The sequence below is a fragment of the Streptomyces sp. NPDC002619 genome (assembly GCF_042889305.1).
Lineage (GTDB): Bacteria > Actinomycetota > Actinomycetes > Streptomycetales > Streptomycetaceae > Streptomyces.
The window spans coordinates 125603-143140 of sequence record NZ_JBIAQV010000020.1 but is presented as its reverse complement, the minus strand read 5'-3'; the positions used below and the strand labels follow the sequence as shown (position 1 = coordinate 143140).

The window sequence follows — 17538 nt, the reverse complement described above, 5'->3', positions numbered from 1 at the left end:
ACCTTCCTGTTCCTCACCTACTACCTCCAGGTCGTCAAGGGCTTCTCGCCGATCCAGACCGGCTTCGCCTTCCTGCCGATGGTCGCGGGCATGATCACGGGGTCGACCCAGATCGGCACGCGCCTGATGACCCGGGTCGCGCCCCGGCTGCTGATGGGCCCCGGCTTCCTGGTCGCCGCGGCGGGCATGTTCCTGCTGGCCCAGCTGGAGATCGACTCGTCGTACGGCGTGTTGGTGGCGCCCGCGCTGGTGCTGCTGGGCCTCGGCATGGGTACGGCGTTCATGCCGGCCATGTCCCTGGCCACCCAGGGCGTCGAGCCCCGGGACGCCGGTGTCGCCTCCGCGATGGTCAACACCTCGCAGCAGGTGGGCGGCGCGATCGGTACGGCCCTGCTGAACACGGTCGCCGCCTCCGCGACGACGTCGTACGTCAAGGACCACATCGCCGGCGCGACCGGCAAGCCGCAGCAGCAGCTGGTCCAGCTCCAGGGCGTCGTGCACGGCTACAGCGTCGCCATCTGGATCGCCGTCGGCATCCTGGTGCTCTCCGCGGTCCTCGTCGCGACCCTCGTCAACGCCGGGCGGCCGGGCGGCTCCACGGTGGCCTCCGTCGGGGGCGGCGACGACGTCGAGGACGAGATCGCGGTCCCCGTGATCGCCCACTGAGGCGACAGTACTGAGGTATCCGTCCGGAACCTGTCGTGCGTGCGCGGAGGGGACGCTCCGTACGCATGACTCCCGGGACCTGTCCTGGCCCGTTGGGTGAGCGGCTCAGCGGAGCCAGGGCAGGTCCGCACCCGCTTCGTTGGGCTGAAGACCCTCGGTGACGATCTCCATGATCTCGCCGAGGGTCTTCTGCTGTTCCGGGGACAGCCGCTCGAACAGCGCCTGGCGTACGGCGGTCACATGGCCCGGCGCCGTGCGCCGCAGCACCTCGGCGCCCTGGTCGGTGAGCACCGCGAACTGGCCCCGCTTGTCGGAGGGACAGTCCTCCCGGCGCACCCAGCCGTTCGTCTCCAGGCGCGCGATGGCGTGCGAGAGGCGCGAGCGGGTGATCTTCGCGTCCATGGCCAGCTCGGTCATCCGCAGCCGGCAGCGCGGGGCCTCGGCGAGCTGGACGAGGAGGCCGTAGTAGATGTGCGGCATGCCCGCGTCGCGCTGCAGCTGGCGGTCGAGATGGTCCTCGAGCAGGGTGGTGGCGTGCAGGTACGCGCGCCAGACGCGCTGCTCCTCGTCGCTGAGCCAGCGGTGCCGTTCGGCGGGGTCGGGTGCCGTGTTCATGCCTCCCACTGTACGAGCCATCTCCTTGAAAATTGAACAAGTGCGGCGTAGTCTTTTGGCGAAGCTTGAGACTTAAAGCAGTTGTTCAAGTGATCGGATCGTCCAGGTCCGTCGGAGGGAGCCGCTGTCATGTCCGCCGCCACCCAGGAGCGCATGCCCGCCCTCTACTTGAGTCATGGCGCCCCGCCGCTGGCGGACGACCCGATCTGGCCCGGCCAGCTCGCCGCCTGGTCGGCAGGCCTGCCCCGCCCCAAGGCGATCCTCATGGTCTCCGCCCACTGGGAGGAGGCCCCGCTCGCCCTCGGCGCCGTACGGACCATCCCGCTCGTCTACGACTTCTGGGGCTTCCCCGAGCACTACTACCAGGTGACGTACGAAGCCCCCGGCGCCCCCGAACTCGCCGAGTCCGTGCGCAAGTTGCTGCGCGCCCCCGGCACGCCCGTCCAGGACATCCCCGACCGCGGGCTCGACCACGGTGCCTACGTCCCCCTGGCGGAGATGTTCCCCGCGGCCGACATCCCGGTCCTGCAGATCTCCATGCCGACCCTCGACCCCGTGAAGCTGATGGAGATCGGCCGGAAGCTGGCGCCGCTGCGCGACGAGGGCGTCCTGATCGTCGGCTCCGGCTTCTTCACCCACAACCTGGCGGCGCTGCGGTACGCCGGCGGCGGGGTGCCCAGCTGGTCCTCGGAGTTCGACGACTGGGGCCGGCGGGCGCTCGAGGCCCGCGACTGGGACGGCCTGCTGGACTTCCTCGACAAGGCCCCCGCAGGCCGCTACGCCCACCCGCGCACCGAGCACTTCGCCCCGCTCTTCGTGACCATGGGCGCGGCGGACGCCGGCGGCGAGCTGGACGGGCAGAAGTCCGTGATCGACGGGTTCTGGATGGGGATGGCGAAGCGGTCGGTGCAGTTCGGCTGATCCACCGGGCCTGGGTCTAGAGCTCCTTCTCGTACCAGGCCACGTCCCAGTACCGGCCGAACTTGCGGCCCACCTCGCGGTACGTGCCGACGTACCGGAACCCGAAGCGTTCGTGCAGCCGCGTCGACGCGGCGTTGGGCTGCGCGATGCCCGCGTAGGCGCGGTGCAGGTCCTCGCCGGACAGTGCCTCGAAGAGCGCCCCGTACAGGAGCGTCCCGATGCCGCGGCGGCCGGCGTGCGGCGCGACGTACACGGTCGTCTCCACCGAGGTCAGGTAGGCGGGCTTCGCACGGTAAGGACTGGATGTGGCGTAGCCCAGAATCTCCTGAGAGTCCGTGTCCACGGCAACCTTCAGCCGGTACGGGCCGTCTTCAGGATGGGAGAGCAGCCAAGGACGACGCTCTTCCGGCGTGAAGACGGTGGTGTCGAATGTGATCGGAGCCTCACGCACGTAGTGGTTGTAGATCTCGGTGAGGGCCTCGAGGTCGCTCTCGACTCCGGGCCTGACCTGGACCTCTGTGCGTTCCGGCGGCACCTCGCCTCCTCGTGTGGCGGACAGGGTACTGCATGATCAGAAAAATCGGAGGGCGGGTTGGGAATTCTGTCCGGTTTCCAGTCGTTGTTTCCTTCGGATGCAGGGCACTCGTGGAGAGTCCCGGGAGAGTTCCCGGGAGTGCTGAGCGTCCACAGGACCACCCGCTAGCCCACCATCGCAAGGGAGCACGCATGGCAACCCGTGCCGTCGCCCGTCGTCAGTCCGCCACCGGCGAGACGGCCGACTCGGCCCGCAGTGTTCGCGCCCACGGCGGCGAGATCGCCGACCGCGACCTGGTCGGCATGTACCTCGACGAGATCGCGCGTACACCGCTGCTCGACGCCGCCAAGGAAGTCGAGCTGTCCCAGACCATCGAGGCGGGTGTGTTCGCTCGGCAGGTCCTCGACGGCGAGGAGGAGTCCGCCTCGGACGCCACTCGCGAAGAGCTGGAGGCCCTGGTCGCCGCCGGCGAGCGCGCCAAGGACGTCTTCATCCGGTCCAACCTCCGCCTGGTCGTGGCGGTGGCCCGGCGCTACCCGCGCAGCGGCCTCCCCCTGCTCGACCTGATCCAGGAGGGCAATGCCGGCCTGGTGCGCGCCGTCGAGAAGTTCGACTACCGCAAGGGCTTCAAGTTCTCGACGTACGCCACCTGGTGGATCCGCCAGGCGATCACCCGCTCCATCGCGGACCAGTCCCGCACGATCCGCCTGCCCGTCCACCTGGTCGAGGAGCTCGGCCGGATCCGGCGCGTGCAGCGCGAGTTCAACCGGGAGCACGGCCGCGAGCCGGAGCCCGCGGAGATCGCCGCCGATCTCGGCTCCACGCCGGAGCGCGTCACCGACGTGCTCGACTGGGCCCGTGACCCGGTCTCGCTGAACATGTCGGTGGACGACCAGGGTGAGACCCAGTTCGGTGACCTCCTCGAGGACACGTCGGCGGTCTCCCCGGAGCAGTCGGTGCTGACGCTGCTGCGCAGCGAGGAGCTCGACGACCTCATCGGCCGCCTCGACGAGCGCACGGCCAGCATCATCAAGATGCGGTACGGCATCGACGACGGCCGGGAGCGCACGCTCACCGAGGTCGGCAAGGAGCACGGCCTGACCCGCGAGCGCATCCGTCAGATCGAGAAGCACGCGCTGCTCGAACTGAAGAAGCTGGCACGCGACACCGGGTTCGACGCGGCGGCGTAAGCGGAACCGAGCGGCGGGGGAGAGCATGTACGGCTGTTTTGCGCCGAACGGCGTACACCTGCCCCTCCCGCGCACGCCGGGTGGCGCAAGACAGCGCAAACATGGCTCTGTACCGCCGCTTCAACCCTCCGGGGCCCGGGAACAACCCTTCAGGGCCCAGGAGTTCGAGGTCCGGTACCGCACTCCCGCGACCCCGTCAGATCTCTGAGCCACGTCCCGACGCACAACCCCCCCGGCGCCGGGACCTTCCCAGAGCCGGACTTCGGCGCCTGTCCCCCCGGGCGTCGGAGTCCGGCTTCTTTTCTGCCGGGCATCTGCCTCGTCCGCTGCCCAGGCACGCCTGATCGGTGGGCCACCCCGTACCTGAACCCCGGGGTGGCCCACCGAATGGCAGATTCTGCCACATGGGCATAGCCTGCCGACGTGAGCACCCCCAGCCCCACCGGCAAGACCCCCGACCAGGCAGTTTCCTCCGCCCCGCCGCTCTCTCTGACGGAGCGGCGCAAGGCCGAGACGCGGATGGAGATCGCCCGGGCGGCGGCCCGTCTCTTCGTGAGCCAGGGACTGCGGGCCACCCGCGCCGAGGACATCGCCCAGGCCGCCGGCATCGCTCCCCGCACCTTCTACCGCTATTTCGCCACCAAGGAGGAGGCCATCGCCCCCCTCTATGCGGCGGGCGCCCGGCGCTGGGCGGAAGCGGTCCGCGAGGCCCCGGCGGACCTCGGTGTCCCGGAGGCCCTGGAACACGCCGTCCGCCATACGCTCACCCCCGGCGTCGGCGTCTCCGCCGCCTCCTGGGAATGGGTCCGCACCCTCATCTGCCTGGCCCACTCCAGCCCTGGGGTCCGCAAGGTCTGGGCGGAGGTGTGCCAGGAGTCGGAGCGGACGTTGGCGGAGGTCCTGACGGCCCGGACGACTTCGGGATCCGGGACTCGGGCGCAGGGGGCCCCGGCGGGGACTTCGGCACCGGGCGCTCCAGGTCCGGGAGCTCCGGCGCAAGGCGGCGACAACGTTGGCACCGAGGCCTCGGTCACCCCCGAACTCCGCTTCACCGCGGCGGTCGCGAGCGCGGCGGTACGCGTGGCGGTCGAGTCCTGGGCCTCCGGCAAGGCGAGGGCGTCGGGCGCGGCGGGCCCGGCGGCGCTGGCACTGCGGAACTTGGAGGCGTTGCGCGGGTTCTCCTGGGGGGTCGGGGCGGGGGAGGGGTAGGAGCGCGCGCACAGTACCGCCGTACGTACGCCCCCTCACACACCCCCCGCCCGACTCAACCGCCGGCCCAACTCCCTTACGCACACCACGAGTTCCTCCGGCCGACGGACGACGAAATCACACCCGGTCATCGCCAGCCGAATCGCCAGCCGCTCCACGGGATCCCTCGTCGACCCCCGCACGACGCAGGTCGGCCCCGACTCCCCGTCCGGCTCCGGAGTGCCGAGCCATCCGGGCAGCCGGGCGGCGACGACGTTCGCCGGCGCGGCGAAGGCGACCGTGAACTCGTACGTCTCCTGCTGCCGCCCGATCGACCGCCGCAGATACTCCGCCGCACTCCCCGTCGGCAGTTCCCGCGGGGCGAACCGGGCCCCGGTGGCGAAGGGCTCGCTCACCCGGTCCACGCGGAACGTCCGCCAGTCGTCGCGATCGAGGTCGTACGCCACGAGGTACCACCGCTGCCCGGTCGACACCAGCCGGTACGGCTCGGTCAGCCGCCGCGTCCCGGTCCCGTCCCCGGCGCGGTACGCGAAGCGCAGCCGCTCCCGTCCGGCCACCGTCGACGCCATCACGGTGAGTGTCTCGGGCGCGATGCTCGCCCCGTCGCCGCTGGTCAGCGGCGTGGTCGCGGTCTGAAGCGTGGAGACGCGGTGACGCAGTCGCGACGGAAGCACCTGCTCCAGTTTCGCCAGCGCCCGTACGGACGCCTCGTCCACCCCCTCCAGGGCGTGCCCGGCCCCGGCCCGCAGCCCGACGGCGATCGCCACTGCCTCGTCGTCGTCGAGCACGAGCGGCGGCATCGCCTTGCCGGCCACCAGCCGGTATCCGCCGTCGGACCCCTTGGTCGCCTGCACGGGATAGCCCAGCTCCCGCAGCCGGTCGATGTCCCGCCGGACCGTACGTCGGGACACCCCGAGCCGGTCGGCCAGCTCGCCGCCCGGCCACTCGCGGGGCGTCTGGAGCAGCGAGAGGAGCTGAAGGAGCCGGGCCGGGGTGTCGGTCGTCATGCATTCCAGAATGCCGGACCACTAGGACATGATCTGACCTAACAGCTTCCTAGCCTGGGGACATGACCTCCACCGAAACGTCTCTCGCCAACAGGGCCGGCACGGGTGATCGCCGTCGCTGGTTCGCCCTCGCGATCGTGATGACCGCGGCCTTCATGGACCTCGTCGACGTCACGATCGTCAACATCGCGATCCCGTCGATCCAGCGCGACGCCGGCGCCTCCTTCAGCCAGATCCAGTGGATCACCGCCGGTTACGCCCTCGCCTTCGCCGCGGGACTGATCACCGGGGGACGGCTCGGCGACATCCACGGCCGCAGGCGGCTGTTCCTCGTCGGCATCGGCGGTTTCACCCTCGCCTCCGCCCTGTGCGGCTTCGCCGCGAACCCGGAGATGCTGGTCGCCTCCCGCATCCTGCAGGGCGGGATGGCGGCGATGATGGTGCCGCAGGTCCTGTCGATCGTGCACGCCACCTTCCCGGCGCACGAGCGCGGCAAGGTCTTCGGGCTGTTCGGCGCGATCGTGGGGCTGGGCGCGGTGTCCGGCCCGCTCCTCGGCGCGCTGCTGACCCAGTGGAACCTGTTCGGCCTCGAATGGCGGCCCATCTTCCTCATCAACCTGCCGGTCGGCGTCGTGGCCTTCCTGCTCGGCCGCCGCTTCATCACGGAGTCGCGGGCCCCGCGGGCGCTCAAGCTGGACCTCGTCGGTGTCGCGCTGGTGACGCTGGGCCTGCTGATGCTGCTCTACCCGCTCACCCGTGGCCGCGAGCTGGGCTGGCCGCTATGGGGATACGTGTCGATGGCCGGCGCGCTCGTCGTGTTCGCGGCGCTGGTGGCGTACGAGCGGCGCAAGAGCGCGCGGGACGGCTCCCCGCTGGTCGAACTGTCGCTGTTCCGGGTGAAGAGCTTCGCGGCGGGCATCGCGGTGCAGACGGTGTTCGGGATCGCGCTCGGCGTCTTCTTCCTGGTGTGGACGTTGTACATGCAGGTCGGCCTGGGATGGAGCCCGCTCAGGGCCGGGTTGACCGGCGTTCCCTTCTCGATCGCCGTCTCCGTGGCGGCCGGTATGTCGGTGCAGAAGCTGGTCCCGCGCTTCGGCCGCAAGGTGCTGCAGGCCGGCGCGCTGGTGATGGCCCTCGGTGTCCTGCTCTACCTCGGGGAGTCCGAGCGGTACGGCCTCGGCATCGCCCCCTGGCAGATGACGCTTCCGCTGGTCGTCATGGGCGCCGGCATGGGGCTGATCGTCGCCCCGCTGACGGACGCGGTGCTCTCGGAGGTGCCGCGGGAACACGCCGGTTCCGCGTCCGGGCTGATCAACACCGTGCAGCAGATGGGCAACGCGCTCGGGCTCGGGCTGGTGTCGGTGGTGTTCTTCGGCGCGATCGCCGACCGGCTGACTCCGGCGCAGGTCGGCCCGGCCTTCGTGAACGCCTTCGAGCACGCGCTGGGCTGGGTCGCCGCGGTGCTGGGCGTGATCTTCCTGCTGATGTTCGCGCTGCCGAAGCGGCCGGCGCAGCATGTGGAGGGGGCCGGGGCGGAGGTTCCGGCGGGCGAGCGGGAGCCTGAGCTGGTGTCGTAGCGGCATGGACTGCAGGGAAAGGGTCCGGTACCTGGTCGGTGCCGGGCCCTTCTTTCGTATCCGAACGTGTCCGGAGGCGTTGCTGAACGGATCGGAAGTCCGTTCATGCCCGAATGAAATCCGAACCTGTTTACTTTCTGGAAATCCGGGCGTAGCCTCCCAACGAAACCACAGGTTCGGGCATCGGTCGGAGGCAAGCGGACATGTACGCACCGGAGCGACAGCAGGAGATCCTCCGCCTCGCCCGTGAGGGCGGACGGGTGGACGTGCTGTCGCTGGCCGAGGAGTTCCAGGTCACCGCGGAGACGATCCGCCGGGATCTGAAGGCCCTCGACCGCGCGGGCCTGCTGCGCCGGGTGCACGGCGGTGCCCTACCGGCCGGACGCCTCGACTTCGAGCCCGACCTCGCCGAACGCGAGTCCACGGCCGCCGACGAGAAGGACCGCATCGCCAAGGCGGCCTTGGCCGAACTGCCGACCGAGGGCACGATGATCCTCGACGCCGGTTCGACGATCGCCCGCCTCGCCGCCGCCGTCCCGCTGGAGGCCTCGCTCACCGTCGTCACACACAGCCTGCCGATCGCGGCCCGCCTCGCCGACCACCCGGGCATCCAGCTCCATCTGGTCGGCGGTCGCGTACGGCACCGCACCCGCGCCGCCGTGGACGCCTGGGCCCTGCGCGCCTACGGCGAGATCCGCGCCGACGTCCTGTTCGTCGCCGCCAACGGCTTCTCCGCCGAGCACGGACTGACCACCCCCGACCTTGCCGAGGCCGCCGTCAAGCGGGCCGCGGTCGCCGCCGCCCGCCGCGTGGTCCTCCTGGCCGACTCCGCCAAGCACGGCCAGGAGCACTTCGCCCGCTTCGGCGACCTGAGCGACGTGGACCTTCTGATCACCGACAGCGGGCTGAGCCCGGAAGACGCGGCCGCCATCGAGCGCGGCGGCACGGAAGTAGTACGCGCATGATCCTCACCGTCACCCCCAACCCGTCCCTCGACCGCACGTACGAGGTCCCCTCCCTCGAGCGCGGCGAGGTCATCCGCGCCACCGGCGAACGCATGGACCCGGGCGGCAAGGGGGTGAACGTCTCGCGCGCCGTCGCGGCCGCCGGGCGGCGCACGGTCGCCGTCCTGCCCCTGGGTGGTGCGCCGGGGGCGCTCGTCGCGGAACTCCTCGACGCGCAGGGCATCGAGGTCGCGCCGGTCCCGGTCGCCGGAGCCACCCGCTCGAACATCGCGCTCGCGGAGGCGGACGGGGTGCTCACCAAGATCAACGCGCCGGGGCCGGAACTGTCGGCCGAGGAGCAGGAGTTGCTCTTCGAGACAGTGCGCGCACGGTCGCGCGACGCGGACTGGGTCGCGTGCTGCGGGAGCCTGCCGGGGGGACTCGCGCCGGCGTGGTACGCCGATCTGGTCGCGCGGGCGCACGCCGTCGGCGCACGCATTGCGCTGGACACCTCGGGGCGCGCGCTGCTCGAGGCGCTGCGCGAGCGGCCCGACGTGGTGAAGCCGAACGCCGAGGAGCTGGCGGAGGCCGTCGGGCGCCCCCTGGCGACGGTGGGCGACGCCGTGAAGGCGGCCGAGGAGTTGCGCGAGATGGGCGCGCGCGCCGTGCTCGCGAGCCTGGGCGCGGACGGGCAGTTGCTCGTGTCCGACGCGGGCGCCTGGTTCGGCAGCGCGCACGTGGACGCCGTACGCAGCAACGTCGGCGCCGGCGACTCCTCCCTCGCCGGCTTCCTGATCGCCGGCGGCAGCGGCCCGGAGGCGCTCGCCTCCGCCGTCGCCCACGGCGCGGCCGCCGTCCAGCTCCCCGGCAGCGTGATGCCGACACCGGCCGACCTGAACCCAGAGGCGGTGACGGTCACGGCATCGATCCCCACCGACCGCGAACTGACGGAGCCGGTGTCATGAACGCCGCCCCGATCACCACTGCCTCCCCCCACACCATCCCCGTCCCCCTTTCCGCCCACCCCACGCCCCGGGCGATACGCGTGCGAAGGAGCCCGCGATGAGCGACATGATCACCGCGGACCTGGTCGATCTCGACCTGTCCGCCGACACCAAGGAGGCGGCGGCACGTGCCCTCGCCGAACGCATGGTGGCCCTGGGCCGGGTGACCGACCTGGAGGGCTTCCTCGCCGACGTGGCCGCCCGCGAGGCACAGATGCCGACCGGTCTGGACGGCGGCATCGGCATCCCGCACTGCCGCAGCGAACACGTCACCGAGCCGACGCTCGCCTTCGGCCGCAGCGCGTCCGGAATCGACTTCGGCGCCCCGGACGGCCCGGCCGACCTGATCTTCCTGATCGCGGCACCGGCAGGCGCCGACGACGCCCACCTCACCATCCTGTCGTCGCTGGCCCGGCAACTCATGAACGCCGAGTTCACGTCCGCACTGCGTGCGGTGGGGGACGCGGGGGCTGCGGCTGCGCTGATCAGGGGGGAATCGGCGCCGGGGGCGCGGTCGGGGGCCGAAGGGGCGCGCGGCGCCGCGGGCGACGCTGGGGGCGCTGCGGGCGCCGGGAGGGTGCAGGGTGCGCGGGGCGCGGGTGAGGTTGCCGGCGCTGGGCGTGCTGAGCCTGCGCGGGGCGCGGGCGAGGTTGCGAGCGCCGGGAGTGCTGAGCCTGCGCGAGGCGCGGGTGAAATTGCGGGCGCCGGGAGTGTGAAGAGCGTGCCGGGCGTGGGTGGCACTGTGGGCGCCGGGGGCGCCTCCGAAGACACCGCTGCGGCGTCGGGGGCGGCCTCCGCCGACGCTGCGGCGGGCAGTACGACGCAGGCTGAGACGTCCACGCCGGGCGCGAGCGCGTCCGCTCCGGCGCAGGCGGCCGAAGCCGACGCCGGCGCCGGTGGCGCGGCCGACGCGGGCGCGCGCCCCTTCCGCATCGTCGCCGTCACCTCCTGCCCGACCGGCATCGCGCACACCTACATGGCAGCCGAGTCGCTGGAGAACGCGGGCCGCGCCGCGGGCATCGAGCTCGTCGTCGAGACACAGGGCTCGGCGGGCTTCACCCGGCTCGACCCGGCCGTGATCGCGGCGGCTGACGGCGTGATCTTTGCGCACGACGTCCCCGTACGCGACAAGGACCGCTTCGCAGGCAAGCCGACCATCGACGTCGGTGTGAAGGCAGGCATCAACCGCCCCGCCGAACTGATCACCGAGGTACGGGAGAAGGCAGCGCGCGGCGAGGCCACTACGGCCCCGGCTCCGGGGCGCACGCCGGTCGAGCGCGCCGGTGACTCGAGTGAGGGCTACGGCTCCAAGCTGCGCAAGTGGCTGATGTCCGGCGTCAGTTACATGGTCCCGTTCGTCGCCGCGGGCGGCCTGCTGATCGCCCTGGGCTTCGCGATCGGCGGCTACAAGATCAACAAGGCGCCGTCGGTCATGGACCACTTCATCTGGACCCAGGCCGACAGCTGGGGCGCACTGCTCTTCCAGATCGGCGGAGTTGCGTTCGGCTTCCTCGTCCCGGTCCTGGCGGGCTACATCGCCTACGGCATGGCGGACCGGCCGGGCCTCGTCCCGGGTTTCGTCGGCGGCGCCATCTCGCTCACCATCAACGCGGGCTTCCTCGGCGGCCTGGCGGCCGGTCTGATCGCCGGCGCCGTGGTGATGGCGATCCAGAAGGTCAACATCCCATCGGCGCTGCGCGGCATCATGCCCGTGGTGGTGATCCCACTGATCTCCTCGGCGATCGTCGGATTCCTGATGTTCGTCGTGATCGGCAAGCCCATCGCGTCCGCGCAGAAGGCCATGACCGACTGGCTCAACGGCCTGACCGGCGCCAACGCCGTCCTGCTCGGCGCCCTGCTCGGCCTGATGATGTGCTTCGACCTCGGCGGCCCGGTCAACAAGGTCGCGTACACCTTCGCCACGGCCGGTATCGCGGTGGCCAGCCCCAGCGACTCCGCGATGAAGATCATGGCGGCGGTCATGGCGGCCGGCATGGTCCCGCCGCTGGCGATGGCCCTGGCCACGACCGTGCGCGGCAAGCTCTTCACGCAGACCGAGCGCGAGAACGGCAAGGCCGCCTGGGTCCTGGGCGCCTCCTTCATCTCGGAGGGCGCGATCCCGTTCGCGGCGGCGGACCCGCTGCGCGTGATCCCGTCCTCGATGGTCGGCGGCGCGGTCACGGGCGCCCTGTCGATGACCTTCGGCGCCACCCTGCGCGCCCCGCACGGCGGCATCTTCGTGGTCCCGCTGATCGGCAACCCGTTCCTCTACCTGCTTGCCATCGCGGCCGGTGTGTGCGTCACCACGGCGCTGGTCGTCATCCTCAAGGGCATGCGCAAGCCGGCCCCGGAGACCACCGCCGCCGAGCCACCGGCGAACCCGCCCACGGCGACGGCGGAGGCGAAGCAGCCGGTCGCGGCGTAGCAGAGCCGCTCCTCTTGTCCCTTTAGGGCGCTGTGAGTTGTTCACGGCACCTGCGAGATTCATCACGGTCCGGGGTCAAAGTCCCGGGCCGTGATGTCTACTGGAGCGTATGCCTCAGCGCGTCTTGATCCTCCAGTTGACGGGCGTGGCCGTCCTGGTCCTGGCGACCGTCGCTTGGGTGATCGGACTGACGCGCATCCTGCGCCAGGCCCGCGAGCAGACGGCCGAACTGCGCTCCGGCCACCCACTGCCCACCCTCCCCGCCCTGCCGCGCCAGCGCCAAGTGGGCCCCGCCCTGGAGTCGACCGCCCTGACTCCGGCAGAGGAGGACGCGTTCGCGGGCCTCGTGCGACAACTCGGCGGGCGCTAGCGGGAGGGCGAGGGCCGCTTGTGGCCTTCTGCCGACGCTCAGAGCGGTCTGCCTGGCCTCAGCAGTGTCGGGCCGCCCGCCGCTCCATCGCGTCTCTGGCCACGTCCTCCGTCGCGTAGACCTCGCACATGTGCCGTCCGTCGGGCGTCGCCGTGTGCTCAACCTCCCAGAGGGAGAGCTCCTTGCCGTCGCGCAGCAGGAACGCGTGCTCGTAGAGCGAGTAGCTCAGGCCCACCCGACCGGCCCGGCCCGGGCGGCCGAACGCCTGCGTGATCTGGTGCGCGAACGCGGTCGCGAGCAGCCCTGCCGTCTCCGCGTCAGGCCGGTCCGGGTTCTCCGCACGGCGCAGCAGCCGGCGCGCGTGGTCGGCCGAGTCGTCCGGTATGTACGCGTGCCGCGGCTCGGGGAGCGGCGACAACTGCGTCAGCACCGGCAGTTCGAAGTCCGGCGTGTCCGGCGGCAGCGGCAGCCGCGCGGTGGCGGCACGCAGCTCCTCCTCGTCGGTGTACACCTCGTGCTGCGGGTCACTGCCGGGCGCCGTATTGTGCACGAGTTCCCAGAACGTGACCGCTGAGCCGTCAGCAAGCAGCCACGTGTGCCGGTACGTCTCCCGGTGCAGGCCCGCGCTGTGGTGGGCGGAGTGCAGCGAACTGTCGTGCGCCAGCGCGCAGTCGAGCTGCCGTATCGCCTCGTCGGGCAGTTCGAAGGAGTTCAGGGCGCGGCGCAGGAGTCGCGCGAGGTGCTCCTCCGGAGACTCGGGCGACTCGGCTGGTTCGTACGCTGTCGTCTCGTACGGAACGCTCAAGGCTTCTCCCGGCGTTGCTGCATGTCACCTTGTGGGTGCATACCGTAGCCCCTCGGTCGGACATCATGTCCGGGAACCGAGAAAACGTACGCCATGAAAAATTATGGGCCGCGCGGAAAGTTCCCGCGCGGCCCGACGTTCCGTCAAAACCTGCCGGTCAGACGGCACTTCTGACGTTCCGACCGATCAGACGGCGCTGCCGGCGACCCACTGGCTCCAGTCCATGTTCCAGCCGTTGAGGCCGTTGTCCGGAGCCACCGTCTTGTCGGGGGAGTTCTTGACGATCACGACGTCCCCGATGAGCGAGTTGTCGTAGAACCACTTGGCGGAGGTGGCCCCCCGTGCGCCCTGTACGTCCGCGAGCCCGACACAGCCGTGGCTGGTGCCCTGGCGGCCGAAGGGCGGGTTGCCCTTGCTGTACCAGTAGTTGCCGTGGATGAATGTGCCGGACGACGTCAGACGCATCGCGTGCGGCACGTCCGGGATGTCGTACTCGCCGCCGTAGCCGACCGTCGAGCCGTTCATGCGCGTCTGCACGAACTTCTCGGAGATCACCATCTGCCCGTTGTACGTCGTGTGCTGCGGGCTGCCCGCCGAGATCGGCACCGACTTGAGGGTCTTGCCGTCCCGCACCACCGTCATGGTCTGCGTGCCGACGTCCACCGTGGACACCTGAGAGCGCCCGATGGTGAAGGTCACCGTCTTCTTCTGCACGCCGTAGACGCCGTTCGCGCCCTCGACCCCGTCCAGGTCGATCTTCATCGTGACCTTGGAACCGGCCTTCCAGTATTCCTCCGGCCGGAAGTCGAGCCGCTGCCCCCCGAACCAGTGCCCCACCACCTGCTGACCACTGCTGGAGCTGACCGTGATGTGCGACTGCACGGCCTTCTTGTCGCTGATGGCCTTGTCGAAGGTGAACGACACCGGCATGCCCACCCCGACCGTGGTGCCGTCGTCCGGCGTATAGGTCCCGATGAAGCTGTTCGAGGACGTGACGGTGGTGAAGATGGAATTGGCAGCGGCGGTACGGCCGTTCGCGTCCTTCGCCGTCGCCGCTATCTCGTACTTCGTGCCGCGCTCCAGCTGCTCCTTCGGCTTCCAGCTGCCGCCGTCCGCCGATATCGCGCCCGGCACTGCCTGCCCCGACCCCGCCACGGTCATCTTCACATCGGTCAGCTTGCCGTCGCTGACCTTCACGCCGGTGGCGTTGATGGACGCGCCGGTCGAACTGTCCTTCGCGGAGATCACTATCTTCGCGGTGGACGTCTTTTTGCCGTCGTCCTTGGCGCTGGCGTTGCCACCGCATGCGGTGAGGGTGAGGGCGCCGACCAACAGGGCGGCACAGGCCCCCAGCGCGCGCCGCGCTGCAATGTCCGGCGTTGTCACGGGCTGCTCCAGGTTCGTGTGATGTGCGTGATCCGCTCCGATGCGTGAAGAAAGAGGGAACCGCCCCCGGGACAGGTTCCCCCGAACAGCCGTAAACGCCATCACGTGACAGAACCGCGACAATCCAACCCTTCACCAGCCCCATCGGCGCCCCCGACCTCAACTGCGCCCCGAGCGGCGCCATCTGCTGGGCGGTGGCGGTGCGGTGCGCGCACGTGCGGAGCGTGTGTGTTGTCATCGCACGCGGGGAGTGCGCACCGCCACCACACGCGCCCCTACGGCGCACCCGCCCCGCCCACGACGAGCACACCACGCCGTCCAGCACTCGCCCCGTCGCGTTCCCCGAACCGCGCGCCCTGCCCCCGGCCACGCAACTCCTCCCGCGCGGCTCACCACCGAGCGCCGCGCGGGATCGGGGCCAGTGGTGCCTGACGCGCGCGCCTCGCCTCGTCTACCGGCGCCCGTACAACTCCTCGTACGCCGGCCACGTCCCTCCTGGCGCCTCCACCGACTCTGCGGCGCGCACGGCGCGTACGATCGCGCGCGTCACGACGTCCGCGCCGGCCTCGAGGACGTCGTTGAGTGCGAGAGGGCGCTCGGCGTCGAGCGGGCGCACCCCCGTGGCCAGCGCGAACACCGTGTCACCGTCATTGAGCAGGTGCACCGGCCGCACGGCGCGTGCGATGCCGTCGTGCGCCGTGCCGGCCAGCTTCTGCGCCTGTGCCTTCGAGAGCTCCGCGTCCGTGGCGACCACGGCGAGCGTCGTGTTGAGGGGCGGAGCGGCGCTTTCCGCGGCGGCCTCGGCTAGCCGCAGGCGCGCGGCCTCATGCACGTGCGCCTCCGGGTACTTCACACGCCCCTGGAACAACTCCCCGTACAGCACACCGGTTTCCGGATCCATCGCCGACCCCGCCGCGTTGGCGACCACCAGCGCGGCCACCGTGATCCCCGAGTCGAGGACAGTGCTCGCAGTGCCGATTCCGCCCTTGAGCGGCCCCACCACGGCGCCCGTACCCGCGCCCACGCACCCCTCGCGCACCCCCGCGCCCAGGGCGCTCGCCGCGGCCGCTTCGATCGCCGCGCGCCCCATGGCCGCGTCCGGTCGCGCCCGGAAGTCCCCGCCCCGCCCAAGGTCGAAGACACAGGCGGCGGGCACCACCGGCACGACGTGCGCGGGATCCGTTCCGACCCGCACCCCGCGCCCTCGCTCCTCCAGCCACGCCATCACGCCGGACGCCGAGTCCAGCCCGTAGGCACTGCCGCCGGTCAGCACGATCGCCTCGACCTTTCGCACGAGGTTGCGCGGGTCGAGGGCGTCGGTCTCCTTGGTGCCCGGGCCGCCACCGCGCACGTCCACGGCGGCGACGGCGCCGCCCTCGGGAGCGAGGACGACCGTCGTGCCGGTGAGCCAACCGTCGCCGGTGCGGGTTGCGTGTCCCACTCGCAGTCCGGCGACGTCCGTCAACGCGTCAACTGTCATGCCAGCCAGTGTGTCCCAGCTCAGGGCGCGCCGGACCGGTCAGACGGCGCTCGCCCTCGCACGCGCCTTACGCCGACGCGCGGCCGTGCGCTCCGTCAGCATCACGCCGGTCGCCACCGACAGCGCGCACACGAGGCCGGCCGTGAGCACCGCCCAGTGGCCCAGGAACGTGCAGCAGATCACCAGTAGTGCCGTGACCGGCAGCACCAGTTGCTGGGCGATGCCGACCTTGAAGTGGCGCGAGTGCAGCGCCCAGACCGTCAGCAGGTAGAGCGCCGTCGGCAGGGTCACGGCTGCCGCGGCCGACACGGCGGAGATGTGTGCCTGACCGACCGTCTGCTCGATTGCCACCTCGAGACCGGCGCCGATCGCGGCGGCCGAGGCGAAGATCAGGTAGTGGCCGTACCCCCACAGGAACGCTCGATTACTGGTGCGCAGATGTCCGTGGATGGACACGACGAAGTAGATCCACCAGGCGGTGAAGACGATCAGCAGGCCGCCCGCCGCGATCGGCAGCAGTTCGCCGAGCGCGTCGTTCTCCGCCACGGCGGACTTCACGGCGGTCGTGGCCGCGGCGATGGTCTCGCCGAGCACGATGATCGTGAACAGCCCGTACCGCTCGGCGATGTGGTGCGGATGCCAGGAGGTCGCCATGACCCTCTCCGCGAACATGGGCACGCTCAGCTCGGCGAGCGCCATCACCAGGAACAGCCAGGGGCGCGCGGGTTCCGGCAGGACCACCAGGCCGACCCAGCCGATCTGGCACAGCAGCACACCACTGGCGTACCGCAGCGCCATGGTTCTCTCCGCGCCCGCGGCCGATCTCGCGGCGCGCAGCCACTGCGCGGCCATCGCCAGCCGCATGATCACGTAGCCGGAGATGACCATGACCCAGTCCTGGTTCTCGAACGCCCGTGAGACACCGGCCGCCAGGACCAGGACGCCCGCGATCTGGACGAGGGCGACGACCCGGTAGAGCACGTCGTCGTTGTCGTACGCCGAGGCGAACCAGGTGAAGTTCATCCAGGCCCACCAGATGGCGAAGAACACCATCGCGTAGTTGAGGATGCCGCCGCCCGCGTGCCCTTCGGCCACGGCGTGCACGAGCTCGATGCCCGCCTGCGCGACGGCCACGACGAAACACAGATCGAAGAAGAGCTCGAGCGGCGAAGCGACGCGGTGTGCCTCGTCGCGTCCACGCGCGGTGAGTCTGCGTACGGGCCGTGGGGTGTGCGGTGCGCCCTGGGCGGGCGCGGGAGCGGAACTCGACGTCATGCCCCCCAGCACATCAGAAAACCGGACCAAAATCTTGTGAAGTGATTCACAAGCCCGGGAGGGTCCAAAGTCCCAGGGAAAAGACCTGGTCAGACGACAGGTGGGCCGACCGGTCTTGCGCGCTGTGGG

16 protein-coding genes are annotated in these 17538 nt (G+C 70.9%); 9 read left to right on the top strand and 7 right to left on the bottom strand.

Translation table 11 applies throughout. The annotated features are described in order from the left end of the window. Nucleotides 1–666 (top strand): MFS transporter (locus tag ACFYXB_RS27805; RefSeq protein ID WP_389586939.1); only part of this gene is annotated, 666 nt, incomplete at its 5' end. A gap of 105 nt (nucleotides 667–771) precedes the next feature. Here the strand turns inward: ACFYXB_RS27805 and ACFYXB_RS27800 are convergent. Then, complete coding sequence (locus ACFYXB_RS27800; protein ID WP_389586937.1) at nucleotides 772–1281, bottom strand: MarR family winged helix-turn-helix transcriptional regulator; 510 nt, start codon at nucleotides 1279–1281, stop codon at nucleotides 772–774. Between the two features lie 129 nt (nucleotides 1282–1410). Here ACFYXB_RS27800 and ACFYXB_RS27795 point away from each other — a divergent pair, with 129 nt between their 5' ends. Next, nucleotides 1411–2202: a dioxygenase gene (locus tag ACFYXB_RS27795; RefSeq protein ID WP_389586935.1), complete on the top strand. Its 792-nt coding sequence runs from the start codon at nucleotides 1411–1413 to the stop codon at nucleotides 2200–2202. Nucleotides 2203–2218: 16 nt separating this feature from the next. Here the strand turns inward: ACFYXB_RS27795 and ACFYXB_RS27790 are convergent, their stop codons facing one another. Further along, nucleotides 2219–2737: a GNAT family N-acetyltransferase gene (locus tag ACFYXB_RS27790; RefSeq protein WP_389586933.1), complete on the bottom strand. Its 519-nt coding sequence runs from the start codon at nucleotides 2735–2737 to the stop codon at nucleotides 2219–2221. A 191-nt stretch (nucleotides 2738–2928) separates the two neighbouring features. Here ACFYXB_RS27790 and ACFYXB_RS27785 point away from each other — a divergent pair, with 191 nt between their 5' ends. Both ACFYXB_RS27785 and ACFYXB_RS27780 read left to right on the top strand, forming a co-directional pair. Beyond that, nucleotides 2929–3927, top strand: coding sequence for a sigma-70 family RNA polymerase sigma factor (locus tag ACFYXB_RS27785; protein ID WP_351344874.1), 999 nt, complete (start codon nucleotides 2929–2931; stop codon nucleotides 3925–3927). Nucleotides 3928–4350: 423 nt separating this feature from the next. Beyond that, complete coding sequence (locus ACFYXB_RS27780; RefSeq protein WP_389586931.1) at nucleotides 4351–5136, top strand: TetR/AcrR family transcriptional regulator; 786 nt, start codon at nucleotides 4351–4353, stop codon at nucleotides 5134–5136. A 35-nt stretch (nucleotides 5137–5171) separates the two neighbouring features. On the opposite strand, the gene ACFYXB_RS27775 is transcribed toward ACFYXB_RS27780, so the two are convergent. Next, the gene (locus ACFYXB_RS27775; RefSeq protein WP_351344869.1) at nucleotides 5172–6143 is read right to left on the bottom strand and encodes a YafY family protein; all 972 of its coding nucleotides are present in this window, start codon (nucleotides 6141–6143) and stop codon (nucleotides 5172–5174) included. A gap of 62 nt (nucleotides 6144–6205) precedes the next feature. Here ACFYXB_RS27775 and ACFYXB_RS27770 point away from each other — a divergent pair, with 62 nt between their 5' ends. From ACFYXB_RS27770 to ACFYXB_RS27750, 5 genes are all read left to right on the top strand, one after another. After that, entirely contained in the window at nucleotides 6206–7720 is a 1515-nt protein-coding gene (locus ACFYXB_RS27770; RefSeq protein WP_389586930.1) for an MFS transporter, read from the top strand. Nucleotides 7721–7923: 203 nt separating this feature from the next. Further along, nucleotides 7924–8685, top strand: coding sequence for a DeoR/GlpR family DNA-binding transcription regulator (locus ACFYXB_RS27765; RefSeq protein ID WP_388498594.1), 762 nt, complete (start codon nucleotides 7924–7926; stop codon nucleotides 8683–8685). Then, complete coding sequence (gene pfkB, locus ACFYXB_RS27760; protein WP_389586928.1) at nucleotides 8682–9629, top strand: 1-phosphofructokinase; 948 nt, start codon at nucleotides 8682–8684, stop codon at nucleotides 9627–9629. The genes ACFYXB_RS27765 and pfkB overlap by 4 nt, the downstream gene beginning before the upstream one ends. Nucleotides 9630–9726: 97 nt before the next feature. Then, nucleotides 9727–12093 carry a fructose-specific PTS transporter subunit EIIC gene (locus tag ACFYXB_RS27755; protein WP_389586926.1) on the top strand — a complete coding sequence of 789 codons (2367 nt, stop codon included), beginning with the start codon at nucleotides 9727–9729 and terminating at the stop codon, nucleotides 12091–12093. A gap of 109 nt (nucleotides 12094–12202) precedes the next feature. Beyond that, nucleotides 12203–12463 (top strand): hypothetical protein, encoded by a 261-nt coding sequence (locus ACFYXB_RS27750; RefSeq protein WP_389586924.1) that lies wholly within the window; start codon nucleotides 12203–12205, stop codon nucleotides 12461–12463. Nucleotides 12464–12521: 58 nt separating this feature from the next. Here ACFYXB_RS27750 and ACFYXB_RS27745 read toward each other — a convergent pair whose 3' ends face one another. From ACFYXB_RS27745 to ACFYXB_RS27730, 4 genes are all read right to left on the bottom strand, one after another. After that, the gene (locus tag ACFYXB_RS27745; protein ID WP_389586922.1) at nucleotides 12522–13268 is read right to left on the bottom strand and encodes a DUF6227 family protein; all 747 of its coding nucleotides are present in this window, start codon (nucleotides 13266–13268) and stop codon (nucleotides 12522–12524) included. A gap of 186 nt (nucleotides 13269–13454) precedes the next feature. Further along, nucleotides 13455–14654, bottom strand: a complete 1200-nt coding sequence (locus tag ACFYXB_RS27740) for an Ig-like domain-containing protein (protein WP_389586920.1) — start codon at nucleotides 14652–14654, stop codon at nucleotides 13455–13457. 451 nt (nucleotides 14655–15105) lie between these two features. Continuing rightward, nucleotides 15106–16134, bottom strand: a complete 1029-nt coding sequence (locus ACFYXB_RS27735; RefSeq protein WP_389586918.1) for a P1 family peptidase — start codon at nucleotides 16132–16134, stop codon at nucleotides 15106–15108. Between the two features lie 39 nt (nucleotides 16135–16173). Beyond that, a complete protein-coding gene (locus ACFYXB_RS27730) occupies nucleotides 16174–17409 on the bottom strand; it encodes a low temperature requirement protein A (protein ID WP_389586916.1) in 1236 nt (411 codons plus the stop codon). Between the last annotated feature and the right edge of the window lie 129 nt (nucleotides 17410–17538).

What these genes read in the sequence shown, in the direction of transcription:
- pfkB (WP_389586928.1), top strand. Translation starts at nt 8,682, where the DNA reads ATGATCCTCACCGTCACCCCCAACCCGTCCCTCGACCGCACGTACGAG.
- ACFYXB_RS27795 (WP_389586935.1), top strand. Translation starts at nt 1,411, where the DNA reads ATGTCCGCCGCCACCCAGGAGCGCATGCCCGCCCTCTACTTGAGTCAT.
- ACFYXB_RS27755 (WP_389586926.1), top strand. Translation starts at nt 9,727, where the DNA reads ATGAGCGACATGATCACCGCGGACCTGGTCGATCTCGACCTGTCCGCC.
- ACFYXB_RS27800 (WP_389586937.1), bottom strand. Translation starts at nt 1,281, where the DNA reads ATGAACACGGCACCCGACCCCGCCGAACGGCACCGCTGGCTCAGCGAC.
- ACFYXB_RS27775 (WP_351344869.1), bottom strand. Translation starts at nt 6,143, where the DNA reads ATGACGACCGACACCCCGGCCCGGCTCCTTCAGCTCCTCTCGCTGCTC.
- ACFYXB_RS27735 (WP_389586918.1), bottom strand. Translation starts at nt 16,134, where the DNA reads ATGACAGTTGACGCGTTGACGGACGTCGCCGGACTGCGAGTGGGACAC.
- ACFYXB_RS27730 (WP_389586916.1), bottom strand. Translation starts at nt 17,409, where the DNA reads ATGACGTCGAGTTCCGCTCCCGCGCCCGCCCAGGGCGCACCGCACACC.
- ACFYXB_RS27785 (WP_351344874.1), top strand. Translation starts at nt 2,929, where the DNA reads ATGGCAACCCGTGCCGTCGCCCGTCGTCAGTCCGCCACCGGCGAGACG.
- ACFYXB_RS27750 (WP_389586924.1), top strand. Translation starts at nt 12,203, where the DNA reads ATGCCTCAGCGCGTCTTGATCCTCCAGTTGACGGGCGTGGCCGTCCTG.
- ACFYXB_RS27765 (WP_388498594.1), top strand. Translation starts at nt 7,924, where the DNA reads ATGTACGCACCGGAGCGACAGCAGGAGATCCTCCGCCTCGCCCGTGAG.
- ACFYXB_RS27770 (WP_389586930.1), top strand. Translation starts at nt 6,206, where the DNA reads ATGACCTCCACCGAAACGTCTCTCGCCAACAGGGCCGGCACGGGTGAT.